At 65.4% G+C, this 15,916-nt stretch carries 13 protein-coding genes and 1 tRNA gene; 6 read left to right on the top strand and 8 right to left on the bottom strand.

Translation table 11 applies throughout. The features are described 5' to 3' along the window. Positions 1-57: 57 nt before the first annotated feature. Together ASE82_RS01760 and ASE82_RS01755 are read right to left on the bottom strand one after the other, a co-directional pair. Complete coding sequence (locus ASE82_RS01760; RefSeq protein ID WP_056058090.1) at positions 58-1,284, bottom strand: pyridoxal-dependent decarboxylase, exosortase A system-associated; 1,227 nt, start codon at positions 1,282-1,284, stop codon at positions 58-60. After that, positions 1,281-2,921, bottom strand: a complete 1,641-nt coding sequence (locus ASE82_RS01755; RefSeq protein ID WP_056058087.1) for an acyl-CoA ligase (AMP-forming), exosortase A system-associated — start codon at positions 2,919-2,921, stop codon at positions 1,281-1,283. Before ASE82_RS01755 ends, ASE82_RS01760 begins: the two co-directional genes overlap by 4 nt. A 94-nt stretch (positions 2,922-3,015) precedes the next feature. On the opposite strand from ASE82_RS01755, the gene ASE82_RS01750 reads away from it, so the two are divergent. The 3 genes from ASE82_RS01750 to ASE82_RS01740 are packed head-to-tail and all read left to right on the top strand — an operon-like array spanning position 3,016 to position 4,765. Continuing rightward, complete coding sequence (locus ASE82_RS01750) at positions 3,016-3,294, top strand: acyl carrier protein (protein WP_093397165.1); 279 nt, start codon at positions 3,016-3,018, stop codon at positions 3,292-3,294. A 29-nt stretch (positions 3,295-3,323) separates the two neighbouring features. Beyond that, positions 3,324-4,001: a hypothetical protein gene (locus ASE82_RS01745; RefSeq protein WP_056058084.1), complete on the top strand. Its 678-nt coding sequence runs from the start codon at positions 3,324-3,326 to the stop codon at positions 3,999-4,001. Further along, entirely contained in the window at positions 3,989-4,765 is a 777-nt protein-coding gene (locus ASE82_RS01740; RefSeq protein ID WP_056058081.1) for a hydrolase 1, exosortase A system-associated, read from the top strand. The genes ASE82_RS01745 and ASE82_RS01740 overlap by 13 nt, the downstream gene beginning before the upstream one ends. Before the next feature lie 115 nt (positions 4,766-4,880). Here the strand turns inward: ASE82_RS01740 and trxB are convergent, their stop codons facing one another. Then, complete coding sequence (trxB, locus tag ASE82_RS01735; protein WP_056058078.1) at positions 4,881-5,849, bottom strand: thioredoxin-disulfide reductase; 969 nt, start codon at positions 5,847-5,849, stop codon at positions 4,881-4,883. A gap of 141 nt (positions 5,850-5,990) precedes the next feature. Here trxB and ASE82_RS01730 point away from each other — a divergent pair, with 141 nt between their 5' ends. From ASE82_RS01730 to fdhD, 3 genes are read left to right on the top strand one after another with little or no spacing between them, the layout of a single operon-like run. Continuing rightward, positions 5,991-8,279, top strand: a complete 2,289-nt coding sequence (locus tag ASE82_RS01730) for an FdhF/YdeP family oxidoreductase (protein ID WP_056059524.1) — start codon at positions 5,991-5,993, stop codon at positions 8,277-8,279. Beyond that, positions 8,246-8,791: a molybdenum cofactor guanylyltransferase gene (gene mobA, locus ASE82_RS01725; protein WP_335337799.1), complete on the top strand. Its 546-nt coding sequence runs from the start codon at positions 8,246-8,248 to the stop codon at positions 8,789-8,791. The genes ASE82_RS01730 and mobA overlap by 34 nt, the downstream gene beginning before the upstream one ends. Beyond that, complete coding sequence (gene fdhD, locus ASE82_RS01720; RefSeq protein WP_056058076.1) at positions 8,788-9,579, top strand: formate dehydrogenase accessory sulfurtransferase FdhD; 792 nt, start codon at positions 8,788-8,790, stop codon at positions 9,577-9,579. The genes mobA and fdhD overlap by 4 nt, the downstream gene beginning before the upstream one ends. Positions 9,580-9,610: 31 nt before the next feature. Here the strand turns inward: fdhD and ASE82_RS01715 are convergent, their stop codons facing one another. From ASE82_RS01715 to ASE82_RS01695, 5 genes are all read right to left on the bottom strand, one after another. Next, entirely contained in the window at positions 9,611-10,399 is a 789-nt protein-coding gene (locus tag ASE82_RS01715) for a formate/nitrite transporter family protein (RefSeq protein WP_056058073.1), read from the bottom strand. Beyond that, positions 10,396-12,768, bottom strand: coding sequence for an FdhF/YdeP family oxidoreductase (locus ASE82_RS01710; RefSeq protein WP_056058070.1), 2,373 nt, complete (start codon positions 12,766-12,768; stop codon positions 10,396-10,398). Before ASE82_RS01710 ends, ASE82_RS01715 begins: the two co-directional genes overlap by 4 nt. A 180-nt stretch (positions 12,769-12,948) precedes the next feature. Then, positions 12,949-13,025 (bottom strand) — tRNA-Met (locus tag ASE82_RS01705). Positions 13,026-13,091: 66 nt separating this feature from the next. Next, positions 13,092-13,613 (bottom strand): 2'-5' RNA ligase family protein, encoded by a 522-nt coding sequence (locus ASE82_RS01700; protein ID WP_056058067.1) that lies wholly within the window; start codon positions 13,611-13,613, stop codon positions 13,092-13,094. 175 nt (positions 13,614-13,788) lie between these two features. Next, positions 13,789-15,687 (bottom strand): potassium transporter Kup, encoded by a 1,899-nt coding sequence (locus ASE82_RS01695; RefSeq protein ID WP_056059520.1) that lies wholly within the window; start codon positions 15,685-15,687, stop codon positions 13,789-13,791. Positions 15,688-15,916: the final 229 nt, after the last annotated feature.

Raw genomic sequence — 15,916 nt, 5'->3', positions numbered from 1 at the left:
AAGATAGCGTTAGGAGCGCCCCGTAACCATGCCCCGCCAAGGCACTGCAACTGCACCTTATATACCAGTAACGATCTCGGACGCCGGTGGATGCCCGAGAAACGCAGTCGGGCTGGCGCTCGCCCCGTAGGCGCCGGCCATGAAGATCGCGATCAGGTCGCCGACATGGACGGGTGGCAGCGCGACCTTGTCGCCGAGCCGGTCGAGCGGGGTGCAGAGCGGGCCGACGACGGAGACGGTTTCGGTCGGCGCGTGGCCCATCCGCGCGGCGACCGCGATCGGGTAGTTGCGGCGGACGACGGTGCCGAAATTGCCGCTGGCGGCGAGCTGGTGGTTGAGGCCGCCGTCGACGACGACGAAGGTCTCGCCCTGGCTTTGCTTTATGTCGATGACGCGGGTGAGGTAGACGCCTGCTTCGGCCACGAGCCAGCGGCCGAGTTCGATCGCGTATCGGGTTTTGCCGAGGATCGCGGGGCGGGATGCGAGCGCTTCGGCTAGCGCGTCGCCGACCCGTTCGACGTCGAGCGCCGCGTCGCCGGCGAAGTACGGCACGCCGAAACCGCCGCCGAGATTGACGAGCGGTGGGGCGACGCTCGCCTCTTCTGCCAATCGCGCCGCGAGTGCGATCGTCGCAGCCTGCGTCTCGATGATCGCACCGGCATCGAGCGCCTGGCTGCCGGCGTAGATATGGAACCCGCGCCAGTCCGCACCCGCTGCTAAAATCGCCTTCACGAGCGCGGCCGCCCGCACTGCATCGACGCCGAACGGCGACGCGCGCCCGCCCATTCGCATGCCTGAGCCGCGCAGTTCGATATCGGGGTTCACGCGGACCGCCATGCGCGGTGTGTGGCCGAGGCGGTCGCCGATCGCGAACGCCCGCGTGGCCTCGCCTTCCGATTCGACGTTGAGCGTGGCGCCGGCGGTGATCGCGGCGACGAGTTCGTCGTCGCGCTTGCCGGGCCCCGCGAAACTGATCGACGCGGCGGGTTTGACGATCATAGCCTTCGCGAGTTCGCCCGAGGAGGCGACGTCGAGCCCGTCGACCAGCGGGGCGATCGCGGCTAGCAGGTCGGCGTGTGGATTGGCCTTGATGGCGTAATGCAGATCGATCGCCGGCATCGCCGCGCGGAACCGTGCGATGCGGGCGGCGACGATCTCTATGTCGTAAACGAACATGGGCGTGTCGCCTGCCTCTACAGCCCAACCATCGGCAGGCCGACCGCCGATCGTTAGCGCCCCCGACTGCGCAACAAACTCACGAGGAAGAGCACCCATCGGTTTCATGACGCGCTCCCTTCCGTGTTCCCCCGGGAAGGCGGGGGCCCAGACTGGACTCCCGCCCTCGCGGGAGAATAAGCTTTTACCTCCGACGCGATGGCAGACCGGTCCAGCTTGCCATTGGCATTACGCGGTAATTCGTCCCGCCAGAGGTATATCCCCGGCTGCATGAAGCTCGGCAAAGCCGTCCGCAACCGGGCCCGCAACGCCCCCTCTCCGCCCGCATCCCCCGCCAGCATCACGACGATCGCCTGACCCAGCCGCTCGTCCGGCACACCGACCGCGACCGCCTCGCGCGCTTCGCCTCCCGCCAGCACAGCCTCCTCGACCTCAAGCGGACTGATCCGGTTCCCCGCGCTCTTGATCATCTCGTCATCGCGGCCGACGAATCGGAGCAGGCCGTCCTCGCCCTCGACGACGGTATCCCCCGACCAGACCGCCATGCCGTTGCCACCGGGAGCCGGCCGGAACCGCTGCGCCGTACGCTCCGCGTCCTGCCAATAGCCTTGGGCGACGAGTGGCCCCGAATGCACGAGTTCCCCCGCCTCGCCCGGCGCAGCGCGCGTGCCGTCGGGTTTCACCACCGAAACCTCGGCGAACGGAATCGCGCGCCCCATCGCGTCGGGATGCGTATCGATAAGCGCCGGGTCGAGATAGGTCGACCGGAACGCCTCGGTTAGCCCGTACATCGCGTACACCTGCGCTTCCGGGAACCGCTCTCGCAGACCCCGCACGAGTCGCGGCGTCAGTGCGCCGCCCGAGTTGGTCAGGCGCTTCAACCACGCCGCCGTCTCCGCCGGCCACTCCGCTTCCAGCAACTGCACCCAAAGAGGCGGCACGCCCGCCAAGGTCGTCGCCTCGACCCGCTCGACCGCCTTCACCACGTCGCGTGCGACGAGGTAGTCGAGCGGCGCTACCGACCCGCCGGCTGCCCATGTCGAGAATAGCTGGTTCTGGCCGTAGTCGAACGACAAGGGCAGTACGCCGAGCACGCGATCTTCAGGCTCCAGCTTCAGATAGTGCGCGACAGAGATCGCGCCGAGCCACAGGTTGGCGTGGCTTAGCATCACGCCCTTGGGCGGGCCGGTGGAGCCGGACGTGTAGAGGATCGCGGCCAGGGTATCGGGGTCGGCGTCGGATGGAGCCAACATTCCGTTCCCCCGCGAAGGCGGGGGGCCAGCAATCACGGGCGTCGCGTTCTGCAATCCTGGGCCCCCGCGTTCGCAAGAGAACAGAGAAAGAAGATCCGTCTCGTCTACGATCGCGCAGGCATCCGGTACGTCGCCATCGTCTAGCGTCCCGGCCCGCACGGTTTGGGTCACCAGTAGGCGAGCGCCGCTGTCTGCCAGGATATGTGCGACCTGCGCTCGCCGGAGCAGTGGGTTTACCGGGACATGCACCAAACCCGCTCGCGCCACTGCGAGCGGCATTAAGCAGGCGACGCGCGTCTTCGGTAGCCACGTCGCGACGCGGTCGCCGGCCGACAGCCCCCGGCCAGCGAGCCACCCCGCCAATGCACCGACCCTTGCCTCAAGCTCGGTAAACGTCATCGTGCCCGCCTTGTCGACCAGCGCGAAGGCATCCGGCGCACCACGCAGCGCGATGTGGTCGATAGGGTACGGCTTGGGGTCGAGCGCGATCATGACGCCCTAATAGCGCCAAGCCCCCTTTAGCGCGAACCCGTTGCCGAATTCACCCCCACACGCTAGCGGGGCCGGGTTCCTAACCGTTCAGGCGATGCTCGTGATCTTCGAAGGCACTTCCCAAGTCGAAACGACGGTACGCGCCGTCCTCGCCGATATCCTCGGTCTGAGCGCGGACCGTGTCGCCGCGTTCACAGCCGACACACCGCTGTTCGGCGCGCTGCCAGAACTCGATTCGATGGCGGTGGCGAGTGTGCTGACCGAGCTCGAAGACCGGCTCGGCATCCTGATCGAGGACGACGAGATCGACGGCGAGATGCTCGAGACGTTCGGCGCGCTCGTCCAGTTTGCTGCCAGCAAGGCACTGGTCTAGCTTTAACGGGGGGTCTAGCCTCACCCGGGATGACCGGCCTGCGCTTTGACACCTATGACTGGAGCGGCGGCCGCGAAGCGATGCTGCGGTTCGGCCCGGATGCCGGCCCGATCGTCATCGCCGCCCTCCCGCTGTTCGAGGAAGCGAACCGGACCCGCCAGTTCCTCGTCACGATTTTGCACGAACTTGCGGATCATGGGATCGGCAGCGTGCTCCCCGATCTCCCGGGCACCGGCGAGAGCATCGTCGTCACCGGCGAAGCGCGACTCCGCGACCAGCGGACAGCCTATGCCGAGCTTGCTCAGCGACTTGGCCGGAACACTTACGGCATTTCGATAAGAAGCGGCGCGCTCTTCGATACCGACGCGGCCCTCGCCGGACGATGGCAGCTGTCCCCGCAAACGGGCGAAGACCTGTTGCGTGAACTGGACCGCGTGCGAGTGGCCTCTCGCTCCGCTCGCGCTAGCGACATCGACTATGCGGGCAACACGCTGTCCCGCGAAATGCTGGCCGACCTCCGCGACGCCGCACCCTTTGTTGGAACGGGTCCCGTGCGAGGTATCCGGCTCGAGTCCGACCCGCGCGACGCAGACGTGAAATATGCGGCAGCGCCCCTGTGGCGCCGCTCAGAGCCAGACAATGATACTGCGCTGGCTCAGATACTTGCCGACGATATCTCGCACTGGATCGCATCGTGCGAACGCTGATCGCGTTCCCCTGCGAAGGCGAAACCCTTGCCGCGACGCTGGACGAGGCAGACGGGTCGACAGGGCTACTCATCGTGTCTGGCGGCAATGAAATTCGCAGCGGTGCCCATCGCGGCATGGCGATGCTGGCGCATCGACTGGCCGCCGCTGGCATACCCGTGTTCCGTTACGACCGCCGCGGCGTGGGAGACTCGACGGGCGAAAATAACGGCTTCCTCAGCGCAGAACCTGACCTGATCGCAGCCGCCGCCGCGTTCCGCCGCTCGGCGCCTAAGGTCAGCCGGTTGGTCGGCTTCGGCAATTGCGACGCGGCCAGCACGCTCGCGCTGTTCGGACGATCGGCGGGGATCGACCGGATCATCGTCGCCAACCCCTGGGTCGTGCAACCGATCGACGACCTGCCCCCGGCCGACGCGATCAGCGCCCGCTATCGCAGCGCGCTTCGCGACCCCGCAACCTGGCGACGCGCGCTGACAGGACAGGTCAGCTTTACCAAACTTCTCCGAGGCTTGAAGAGGGTTGTGACCGCCAAGGCTGAAGAGCGTGCTTTACTAGCGACCAGCGTCTTGACCGCACTTGACGGCTGGCGAGACGACGCCGCCATCGTCCTTGCGACGGGCGACGCGACCGCGATCGCCTTTGCTGCACGGTATCGCGGTGGCGCGAAAGTGAAGCGGTTCGACACGGCGTCACATAGTTTTGCCGGGGCGGAGAACGCCGCAGCGCTCCACGCCGCGATCGTCGACGGGATGGCGCACGAGTAGCTGCTCGGGTCCTGATGAACGCAGGACCAGAGCCATAACCGCTATCGTTTGGAAACCTGTATCCTGACTTTCGTCAGGATGACGATGACGATGACGATGACGAAGGACGCGGGCGTTATTCCGCGGCTTCGGCCAGCTCCGCAAACTCGGCCGCCGCGAGGAAGCGCTCGGCGTCCAGCGCCGCCATGCAGCCCGTCCCCGCCGCCGTCACCGCCTGCCGGTACACCTTGTCCGCGACGTCGCCGCACGCGAACACACCCTCGACACTAGTCCGGGTCGACCCGGTCTCGACCGAGATATACCCGTCCGAATCGAGATCGATATGGCCGCGGAACAGCTCGGTCGCCGGATGATGCCCGATCGCCACGAACCCGCCGTCAACCGCAAGCCGCGAGCGCTCGCCCGTCACCGTGTCCTCGAGCTCAAGCGCGACCAGGCCTGCATTGCCGCCGCCATCGACGAACTCGCGGACCTCCTTGTTCCAGAGCACCGTCACGCCCTTGTGTGCGAAAAGCCGCTCCTGGAGGATCTTCTCCGACCGCAGCGAATCGCGGCGGTGGATCAGCGTCACGTCGGGCGAATGGTTGGTGAGGTACAGAGCTTCCTCGACCGCGGTGTTGCCGCCGCCGATGACAGCAACCTTCTTGCCGCGGTAGAAGAAGCCGTCGCAGGTCGCGCAGGCGCTGACGCCCTTGCCCTTCATCGGCTCCTCGCTGTCGATCCCGAGCCACTTGGCCTGCGCGCCGGTCGCGATCACCAGCGTGTCGCCCTCATACACGTCGCCACTGTCGCCGATCAGGCGGAACGGGCGGCTGGTCAGGTCGACCTGCGTGACGGTGTCCCACATCATCCGCGTGCCGACATGCTCGGCCTGTGCCTGCATCTGCTCCATCAGCCACGGGCCCTGGATCACGTCCTTGAAGCCGGGATAATTCTCGACGTCGGTGGTCGTGGTCAGCTGGCCGCCGGGCTGGATGCCCTGCACGACGATCGGCGCCATCCCGGCACGCGCCCCATAGATCGCGGCGGAGAGCCCGGCGGGGCCCGAGCCGAGGATAAGCATGCGGGTCGTGTGCGTCGTCATCGGCATTCCTTGAAGGTTCTGGCCTTGGAGATTCGAGATTGCATCTAGGGGATGCGCGGCCGGATTTGAACCGCCGGTAAATCTGTGCCGCCTGCATCGAAAGCTTTGCCACTGCGTTGGACGATAAAATCGGAGATGAGCATGAGCGACGACCGGACCGTAGAGATCGAGGATTACACGGCACCAGCAGGCGGCTGGGGCTCGATGAAGTCGCTCGTCGAGATTTCCGCGCGCGAGAAGGTCGGCCCGGAAGTGATCCGCGAACTCGCCCGGCAGAACAAGCCGGATGGCTTTGCGTGCGTCAGTTGCGCGTGGGGCAAGCCGGCGCATCCGCACGTCGCGGAGTTCTGCGAGAATGGCGCGAAGGCGACGGCGTGGGAGCTGACCTCGTTCCGGGTGACGCCTGCGTTCTTCGAGCAGCATACGGTCAGCGAGCTGGTCGGCTGGAAGGATTACGATCTTGAACAAGCCGGGCGGCTCACGCACCCGCTGAAGTATGATGCCGCGACCGATAAGTATGCGGCGTGCAGCTGGGACGAGGCGTTCGCGGGAATTGGCGCCAAATTGAAGACGTATGATCCGACCAAGGTCATCTTCTACGCGTCGGGTCGCGCCAGCCTTGAGACGTCGTACATGTATAGCCTGCTCGCGCGGATGTATGGCAGCCAGAACCTGCCCGACAGCTCGAACATGTGCCACGAGACGACCTCGGTCGGGTTGAAGTCGGCGATCGGTTCGGCGGTCGGCACGATCCACCTGTCGGACTATGAGAAGTGCGACGCGATCTTCTATTTCGGCCAGAACCCCGGCGTGAACAGCCCGCGGTTCCTGCATCCGCTGCGCGATTGTGCGAAGCGTGGCGTCGAGATCGTCGTGTTCAATCCCCTCAAGGAGCGCGGTCTGGAGAAATTCCAGGATCCGCAGAACCCGATCGAGATGGTGACGGGCAAGTCGACGCCGATCGCCTCGCAATACCACCAGCTGAAGACCGGCGGCGACGTCGGCGCGATCATGGGGATGTGCAAATATCTGATCGAGGCTGACGACAACGCCAAGCGGATCAACGGCCTGCCCGTGCTCGACCACGCGTTCCTCGCCGAGCACACGACCGGGTTCGAGGCGTTCGCCAATGTCGCACGCGGGACCGAATGGGCGACGATCGAGCATGAAAGCGGCCTGCCCCGCACCGAGATCGAGGCAGCGGCGAAGGTCTATGCCAAGTCGAAGGCGGTTATCGCGGTGTACGGCATGGGGCTGACGCAGCATGTCGGCGGGATCGACAACGTCCACATGCTCGTCAACTTGATGCTGCTCCGCGGCAACATCGGCAAGCCGGGCGCAGGCATGGGGCCGGTTCGTGGTCATTCGAACGTGCAGGGCCAGCGGACCGTCGGCATCACCGAGAAGCCCGAACTCGCGCCGCTCGACAAGCTTGCCGAGCAATATGGGTTCGAGCCGCCGCGCGAGAAGGGTTGGGATACGGTCGAGGCGTGCGAGGCGGTCCTCGACGGCAGCGCGCAGGCGTTCGTCGGTCTTGGTGGCAATTTCGTGCGGGCGATCCCCGATCATGCGCGGATGGAGCCGAAATGGCGTGCACTCGACCTGACGGTGCATATCGCGACGAAGCTCAACCGCTCGCATTTGCTGCCGGGTGAGACGTCGTACCTGCTCCCGTGCCTCGGCCGGATCGAGACCGACATGCAGGGCACCGGGCCGCAGAGCGTGTCGATCGAGGATTCGTTCAGCCAGATCTACGGGTCGAAGGGCAAGGCAACGCCTGCCGCCGAGACGCTGCTGTCCGAACCGGCGATCGTCGCGGGTATCGCGAAGGCGACGCTGGCGCCCAATCCGAAGCTCGATTGGGATGCGTGGGTGCGCGATTATGCGCGCGTTCGCGATGCGATCGAGGTGACGTATCCGGACCTGTTCAAGAACTTCAACGACCAGATGTTCACGCCCGGTGGCTTCTGGAAGGGCGTGCCGGCGGCGCATCGCGAATGGAAGACGAAGAGCGGCAAGGCGGAGATCAACGTTCCGCAGGCGCTGAACGTGACCGGGTTCGAGGAGGCGGAGGGCCGCTTCCGGCTGATGACGCTGCGGTCGAACGACCAGTTCAACACGACCGTCTATGGCTATCACGACCGTTTCCGCGGCGTGAAGGGCACGCGCGACATCGTCTTCATGAACCGCAGCGACATGATCCGGATGGGGATCACCGACGGCGACGACGTCGATCTGGTCGGTGACGCAGGCGATAACTCGGATCGCCGCCTGAACAAGCTGCGCGTGGTCGAATACGCGATCCCTGAGGGCTGCCTCGGCGCGTACTATCCGGAGTGCAATTTGCTCATACCGGTTGCTCACCATGCCCGCGAAAGCCATGTTCCGGCGGCGAAATCTGTGCCGGTGCGGATCGAGAAGACGCGCTGACCGAGCAGCGCATTCTCGGCGTCGTACTGGCGGGCGGACGGTCGTCGCGGTTCGGGTCCGACAAGGCGATGGCGGTGTTGGACGGGCGTGCGTTGGCTGAGCATGCGCGGGCACTGCTTGCGCCTCATGTCGAGGCCGCGGTGATCGCGGGGCGGGATGGGGCGATCCCCGACCTGCCGAGGGCACATATTGGGCCATTGGGGGGCATCGCCGGCGCGCTCGGTTACGCGGCCTTGCACGGGTTCACGTCGGTGCTAACGATCGCATGCGACATGCCGTGGTTGCCGGACGGGTTGCTGACGGCGCTGTCCCGACGTGCTTCCGCCTATTGCCCCGACGCTCCGGTGCTCGGGCATTGGGAGGCGGGTTTGCTCGGCAATTTGCTGACCCATATCGAGACCGTCCCGCGGCGATCGGTGCGCGGTTGGGCGGAGGCGATCGGGGCTATCCCGATCCCGGCGGGTGCGCCTATCCCGAACGTCAACACGCCGCAGGATCTTGAGACCCTATGACCACGTCGCGCAACGAAGCGATCAAGATCCTGCGGCCTGATTCGATTTCCGTTGGCGAGCGCGCTATCGCCGTCGAAGTCCCGGTCGCGATCGAGATCGACGGGCTGGGCTATGCGGTGATGATGATGACGCCGGCCGACTTGGCCGAGTTCACGACCGGCTTCCTGTTGACCGAGCGGCTCGCGGACAGCGCGGACGACGTGCGCGACATCGATATCTTCGAGGCGGAGGCGGGCTGGATCGTCCGTGTCGGGCTGTCCGATCACTGCAAGGGCCGCATTCACGACCGCGTCCGCCATCGGACCAGCGACACGAGTTGCGGGTTGTGCGGCATCTCCGGGCTCGAACAGCTCCGCAAACCCGTCCCTAGGACGCCGCAAAAGCCCGATACGCCGGTAGACGCGCTGTTCGCCGCGCTGGGCGGGTTACGCGCTCACCAGCCTCTGAACGCGGCTACGGGCGCGATCCATGCTGCTGCTGCGTGCGATCGCGAGGGTCGGATCGTTGCGGCGTATGAAGACGTCGGCCGTCACAATGCGCTCGACAAGCTCGTCGGCGGCATCGCGATCACGGGGCAGCCGATCGACAGCTTCATCCTCGTCACGTCGCGGATCAGTTTCGAGATGGTCGACAAGGCGCTGATCGCCGGGGCGCCGATGCTGGTGGGGATCTCTGCCCCGACCAGCCTGGCGATCGATCATGCACGCGAGCACGGCCTGACGCTGCTCGCGCTCGCGCGCAGCGACGCGATCCTGGTGGTCAACGATCCGTGGGACGTCTTCGCCTAGCCGCGGGTGATGCGGCCAGGCGGAGGGTAGCTTATTTCGGGTCGAGAACCGCGTCGGTCTTTGCCGCCGCGAGGTAGCCGCCGACGACGAACACCAACCCGCCGATGATGTTGCCGACGCTGACGATTGCGAGATTGCGGACCATACCGACGATGTCGACCGAAGGGTTCGGCACCATCAGCCCGAGCGTCAATGCGGTCATGTTGGCGACCGAATGCTCGAACCCGGCCGCGACGAAGGCGAGCAGTATCCACGCCATCGCGATGCACTTCGCGGCGTCACCCGTCATCCGCGCCGCGGTCCAGATCGCCAGGCACACCAGCCAGTTGCAGAGGATCGCACGCGCCAGCAGGGCGACCGCGCTCGCCTCGACCTTGTGCTGGACATAGGCGTGGAACATCGTGTCCGCGTTGGCAAACACCGCGCCGCCGCCGCCAGCCGCGAACACTGCCGACAGGACTAATCCACCGATCAGGTTACCGACCCATACAACGATGGTCAGCTTCACGGCGTCCGCGACGGTGATCGTCCGCTTTGCCAAGCCGAAGCCCAGGTACATCACATAGCCAGTGAACAGCTCGGCGCCTGCGAATACCGTCAGGATCAGCCCGAGCCCGAAGGTCGCGCCCATCACCAGCGGGCGCACGCCCGGTTCGAGCCCCGCCCCGGTGCTGATCGCGAGGATCATCGCGATGCCGATATACGTGCCCGCGAGGATCGCGCCTGCAAAGAACCCGGCGGGAGAGCGCCGCAACGCCTCCGCCTTGGTCGCCGCAAGGGTCGCGTAGGTGTCGATCGTCGACGAATAACCGGTGCTCATGCGGGGACTTTGCTCTCGTGGCCGACGATCCCCGCGCGCACCACGCCGCGATCCGAACCCATGTCGGCCGCCGCGGGACGGACGGTCACCGGAATGGATTTATAGGACGGGGTGAAGCTCTGCGGATCGTGATCCTCGAGCGCGATCAGCGGCTGCGTTTCGGGGTAATAGGAGGCGACACAGCCATCGGGCAGCGCGTAGCGGACCAGCATCAGCTTCTGCACGACGCGGTCGGGCCGCGCGAACTGGAGCGCGGTGGCGATGTCGACGACGTCGCCCTCCTTGTGCCCGAGCCGTGCCATGTCGCGCTCGTTCATGAACAGGATGTCGCGGCGCCCGAATACGCCACGATAGCGATCGTCGAGGCTGTAGACGGTGGTGTTGTACTGATCGTGCGCGCGCAGCGTGGTGAGCCGCAGCACGGTCGGATCGCCTGCGGTCTCGTCCTCCTCGACGCCCTTGGCGACGATGAAGTTCGCCTTGCCGCTGTCCGTCTTCCACTCGCGCATCGCTGCCGAGTTCGGCAGGTGGAAGCCGCCCGGCTTGCGGATACGTGCGTTGTAGTCGGCGAACGCGGGGAAGACCGCCTCGATCTTGTCGCGGATCAGGCTGTAATCGCCGACATAGGCGTCCCAGTCGATCTCGATCGGCGCACGGCCCTTGGCAGCGAAGGTCGCCTTGGCGATCTCGCCGACGATCCAGATCTCCGACTTCACGTTGTCGCCTGGCGGCATCAGGAAGCCGCGCGAGGCGTGGACCATCGACATCGAATCCTCGACCGTGACCGATTGCTGGCCGGTGGCCTGCATGTCGAGTTCGGTCCGGCCGAGGCACGGCAGGACGTAGGTCGCCTTCGCCATCAGCAACTGCGTGCGGTTGAGCTTGGTGGTGATGTGGACCGCGAGGTCGAGGTTGCGGAAGCCCTCCGCACACGCCTGCGGATCGGACGAGGCGATCGCGAGGTTGCCGCCGAGGCAGACGATCGCCTTGGCATGGCCGTCGCGCATCGCGGCGATGCTCTCGACCACCGAATGGCCATGCTCGCGTGGCGGCTCGAACCCGAACACGTCGCGCATGTTGTCGAGCAGCAAGGGCATCGGCCGCTCGGTGATGCCGACGGTGCGGTCGCCCTGGACGTTGCTGTGGCCACGCAGCGGACAGATGCCCGCGCCTGGCCGGCCCATATTGCCGCGCAGGAGAAGCAGGTTCGCGATCTGCTGGACGTTGGTCGTGCCGGTGCGATGCTGCGTGACGCCCATGCCGTAGCAGCAGATCGTCGACTTCGACTTCGAATAGGCGAGCGCGACTTCTTCGAGGTCCTTCTGCGAAAGCCCGCTGGAGCGTTCGATATCCGCCCATTCGGTGGTGGCGAGGTCGGCGATATAGTCGTCGAGGCCCGCGGTATGCTCGGCGATGAATGCGTGATCGAGCGCGCGCTCGCCACCGGACACCTTGGCGGCCTCGTCGAGCGCGACCAGCGCTTTGGCTATGCCCTTCAGCGCGGCTGCGTCGCCGCCGACCTTCACCTGGTAATAGCTGCTCGCGATCGGGGTTGCCGACATCGTCGCCATCTCGACCACCGATTGCGGCGATTCGAAACGTTCGAGCGAGCGCTCCTTGAGCGGGTTGAAGACGATGATCTTGCCACCGCGCTTCGACACTTCGCGCAACGTCGCCATCATCCGCGGATGGTTGGTGCCGGGGTTGTGGCCGATCGACAGGATCAGGTCGGCGTGATCGAAATCTTCGAGGCTGACGGTGCCTTTGCCAATACCGATCGACTTCGGCAGCCCGACCGACGTCGCCTCGTGGCACATGTTCGAGCAGTCGGGAAAGTTGTTGGTGCCGTACAGCCGCACGAACAGCTGGAACAGGAATGCCGCCTCGTTCGAGCAGCGACCCGACGTGTAGAACTCGGCCTGGTTCGGATCGGGGACGGCGGCGAGGCCGGCACCGATCTCGCGCATCGCATCCGCCCAGCTCACGACCTCATAGTGGTCGGTGGCGGCATTGTAGCGTAGTGGCTCGGTGACGCGGCCCTGGTCCTCGATCCAGTGATCGCTCTGCTTCCAGATGTCGGACACGCTATGCTTGGCGAAGAAGTCGGCGCCGATCGTCTTGGCAGTGGATTCCCATGCGACGGCCTTGGCACCGTTCTCGCAGAATTCGAACGAGGAGGTATGTTTCGGGTCGGGCCATGCGCAGCTCGGGCAGTCGAAGCCGTCGGGCTGGTTCGACTTCAGGAGCGTCTGGCCGCCGCGGACCACGATCTGCTGCGCCTTGAGCGAGACGGCAACCGCCTTCAGCGCACCCCAGCCGCCGGCCGGACCCGTATAATCGGCGATCCCATCAGGGCGTTTGTCGCGCATACTCGTATCTCCCGAACGGTCGGGCCGACGCGTGCGCCCGAGATGCGGCACACTGGCTGACCATTAACCCAAGGCAATAGAAGCGCATTTTGCGATTGCGAAGACGAGTTTCCCGCAGTTGGTGATCGCTTGCGTCGGTCTGCGGGGATGTGCCGGCGGCGGCGCGCGCCAGATCCGAAATGGTAGCGAAGGAGGGACTTGAACCCCCGACCCCAGGATTATGATTCCCGTGCTCTAACCAACTGAGCTACTTCGCCGTACCGTCCGTCAGGGAAGCGTTCTTCCCTGCGAGGCGCGGCCTATAGGAAGCGGTTTCGAGGCGGTCAAGCGAACATGTGCCGGGAAATCGCTTCCCATGGTCCGCCGCGATACCACCAAGCGCCGAGACCGGCGATTTCGACGTCCTTCGGCGTGAAATCTCGCTGCAGATTGCCGAGCAGGAGCTTGGCGACTTGCGGGCTGACCTTGTTCTGGATCGTGACGTGCGGACGCCAGCCGCCCGCGTCCTGCGGGGTGAGCATGCCGGTGAACGCGTCCGCAAGGCGCGCACGGATGCCGACAAGCTCGGGGGATTCGATCCGGTAGGCCACACCCCGTCCTAGCGACATCAGGCCGCCCACACGGGCCTGTGGAGCACGGATGCCGCGCGTTTCCTGGTTGAGGCGGTGCTTGAGCTCGTCGAGGCCCGAGGGCGGCAGATGGTGGAACAGCGTCAGGTGCGCGTCGAGCTGGTTGCGCTCGGGCGGGAAATGCTCGCGGCGCATTGCGTCGAAGAACGCGGTGTCATTGCGGCCGAACAGGGCGGTGACGATGATCGGGGCTACTTCGGTGGGGCCGGTCGTCATAGAAACACCCCCCCGGCGGAGGCCGGGGCCCAGTTGGAAAACGTCGATGACGATCGCTGCGCTTCGTTACTGCAACCTCTCCAATTGGGCCCCGGCCTTCGCCGGGGGGGTATTACTGTTTGCAGATGATACGTTCCTGTTACGCCGAGGCTTACGAAGTGAACCGAGGGAGCCATCAAATCTCGACCTGACTACCCAACTCCACAACGCGGTTGGTCGGCAGACGGAAGAACTCCATCGCGCTTTCCGCATTGCGCAGCATCCACGCGAACAGCTTTTCGCGCCAGATCATCATGCCGGGCTTGTCCGACGCGAGCAGCGTCTGGCGCGACAGGAAGAAGCTGGTGTCCATCATCTTGAAGTCCGCACCGCAATTATGGACCTGGCGCAGCGCGGCGGGCACGTCGGCGTCCTCCATGAAGCCGTAACGCAGCACGAGACGGTGGAAGCCGTCGCCAAGCTCCTCGCGCACCGCACGGTCGTTGGCAGGCCAATACGGTTGGCCGACGATCTTGACGGTGAGCAGGATGACGCGCTCGTGCAGCACCTTGTTGTGCTTGAGATTGTGGAGCAGCGCGTGCGGCACGCCGTCCGCGGTCGAGGTCATGAACACCGCGGTGCCCGGCACACGCGACGCGGAACTGGCAGCCGAGCCGATGAACACCTTGATCGGCATCGCCGCCTCCTGCATCCGGTCGATCATCAGCATCCGCCCCTTCGACCAGGTCGTCAGGAAGGTGAAGATGATGAAGCCGACCAGCAGCGGGAACCAGCCACCGGCGGGAACCTTCGTCAGATTTGCCGCGAAATAGGCGCCATCGACCGTGAAGAAGATCGCCAGCAGCGGGATCGCCGCGATCTTCGGCCAGTTCCACAGGCGGAACAGCACCACCCCGAGCAGGCACGTGTCGATGAACATCGCCCCGGTTACCGCAATTCCGTACGCGCTCGTCAGGTTCGACGAGGTGCGGAAGAACAGCACGAGCAGGATCACCATCACCATCAGCGCGCCGTTGACGAGCGGGATGTAGATCTGGCCGGCGGTCGAGGCGCTCGTGTGCTCGATCCGAAGGCGCGGGATGAAGCCGAGCTGGATCGCCTGCTGCGTTACCGAGAACGCACCCGAGATGACCGCCTGCGACGCGATCACCGCGGCCATCGTCGCTAGGATGACGAGCGGGAGTTGGAGGCTTTCGGGGGCGAGATTGTAGAACGGGCTGACCAGCGCCTCGCGACCATCGCGAAACAGCAGTGCGCCCTGCCCCATGTAGTTGAGGATCAGCGCGGGGAGCACGAAGAACAGCCAGGACAGGCCGATCGGCTTGCGCCCGAAATGGCCCATGTCCGCGTACAGCGCTTCCGCGCCGGTGACGGCAAGGACGACCGAGCCCAGCGCCAGGAACGCGCGCTCGGGATCGATGATGAAGAACTCGACCGCGTAGTGCGGCGACAGCGCCCAGAGCACCTCGGGGGTCTGGACGATGCTGAGGATTCCGAGCACCGCGATAACGCTGAAATACACCAGCATGATCGGCCCGAACACGAGGCCGATGCGCGCGGTACCGCTCTTCTGCACCCAGAACAGCGCGATCAGGATCACGATCACGATCGGCAGCACCAGTCCGGCAAAGGCGGGCGCGGCGACCGCAAGGCCCTCGACCGCAGACAGCACCGAGACGGCGGGCGTGATCATGCTGTCGCCATAGAACAGCGCCGTCGCGAACACGCCGAGCAGGATGATGCCCTTGCTCCAGCGCTTCGTCTTGGTCTTGCCCGAGACGAGCGCGAGCAGCGCGAGGCTGCCGCCTTCGCCCTTGTTGTCGGCGCGCATGATGATGATGACGTACTTGACCGTCACGACGATCATCATCGACCAGAACATCAGGCTGATGACGCCCATGATGTGCGCCGCGTCGAGCGCGAGCTTGTGGTGGCCGGCGAAGGTCTCGCGGAAGGCGTAGAGCGGGCTGGTGCCGATATCGCCGAAGACGATGCCGATCGCACCGAAGGCGAGCTTCAACATGCCGTCGGAGTTGTGATGTCCCGTCTCGAGATCGAGATTGGCGGGTGGCACGGTCGAGGCCGCGGCGGTCTGGTCGACGCTCACTGGACGGTGAATCGACCCGGAAGTGCAGCAATCTTCATCGAATTTCCGATTTCACCCTGTGCCCCAAGCGCGCGCATTTAGCATGCGGGGTAGAGGGCGGCAACGGCGGGGCGGGCAACGTGGATTAACTGGGGCTGATCAGTGGCGTGGAGAGAGATGCCGGCGACTCTTCTCCCCTCCCTGGAAGGGAGGGGNT

Origin of the sequence: Sphingomonas sp. Leaf230 (assembly GCF_001421745.1) — a bacterium.
GTDB lineage: Bacteria > Pseudomonadota > Alphaproteobacteria > Sphingomonadales > Sphingomonadaceae > Sphingomonas.
This window is presented reverse-complemented; position numbering and strand designations above follow the sequence as displayed.

Excerpts from the sequence above, each read along its gene's own strand:
- ASE82_RS01755 (WP_056058087.1), bottom strand. The coding sequence starts at position 2,921 with ATGATCGCGCTCGACCCCAAGCCGTACCCTATCGACCACATCGCGCTG.
- ASE82_RS01750 (WP_093397165.1), top strand. The coding sequence starts at position 3,016 with ATGCTCGTGATCTTCGAAGGCACTTCCCAAGTCGAAACGACGGTACGC.
- fdhD (WP_056058076.1), top strand. The coding sequence starts at position 8,788 with ATGACCACGTCGCGCAACGAAGCGATCAAGATCCTGCGGCCTGATTCG.
- ASE82_RS01700 (WP_056058067.1), bottom strand. The coding sequence starts at position 13,613 with ATGACGACCGGCCCCACCGAAGTAGCCCCGATCATCGTCACCGCCCTG.
- ASE82_RS01760 (WP_056058090.1), bottom strand. The coding sequence starts at position 1,284 with ATGAAACCGATGGGTGCTCTTCCTCGTGAGTTTGTTGCGCAGTCGGGG.
- ASE82_RS01710 (WP_056058070.1), bottom strand. The coding sequence starts at position 12,768 with ATGCGCGACAAACGCCCTGATGGGATCGCCGATTATACGGGTCCGGCC.
- ASE82_RS01715 (WP_056058073.1), bottom strand. The coding sequence starts at position 10,399 with ATGAGCACCGGTTATTCGTCGACGATCGACACCTACGCGACCCTTGCG.
- ASE82_RS01730 (WP_056059524.1), top strand. The coding sequence starts at position 5,991 with ATGAGCGACGACCGGACCGTAGAGATCGAGGATTACACGGCACCAGCA.
- ASE82_RS01745 (WP_056058084.1), top strand. The coding sequence starts at position 3,324 with ATGACCGGCCTGCGCTTTGACACCTATGACTGGAGCGGCGGCCGCGAA.
- trxB (WP_056058078.1), bottom strand. The coding sequence starts at position 5,849 with ATGACGACGCACACGACCCGCATGCTTATCCTCGGCTCGGGCCCCGCC.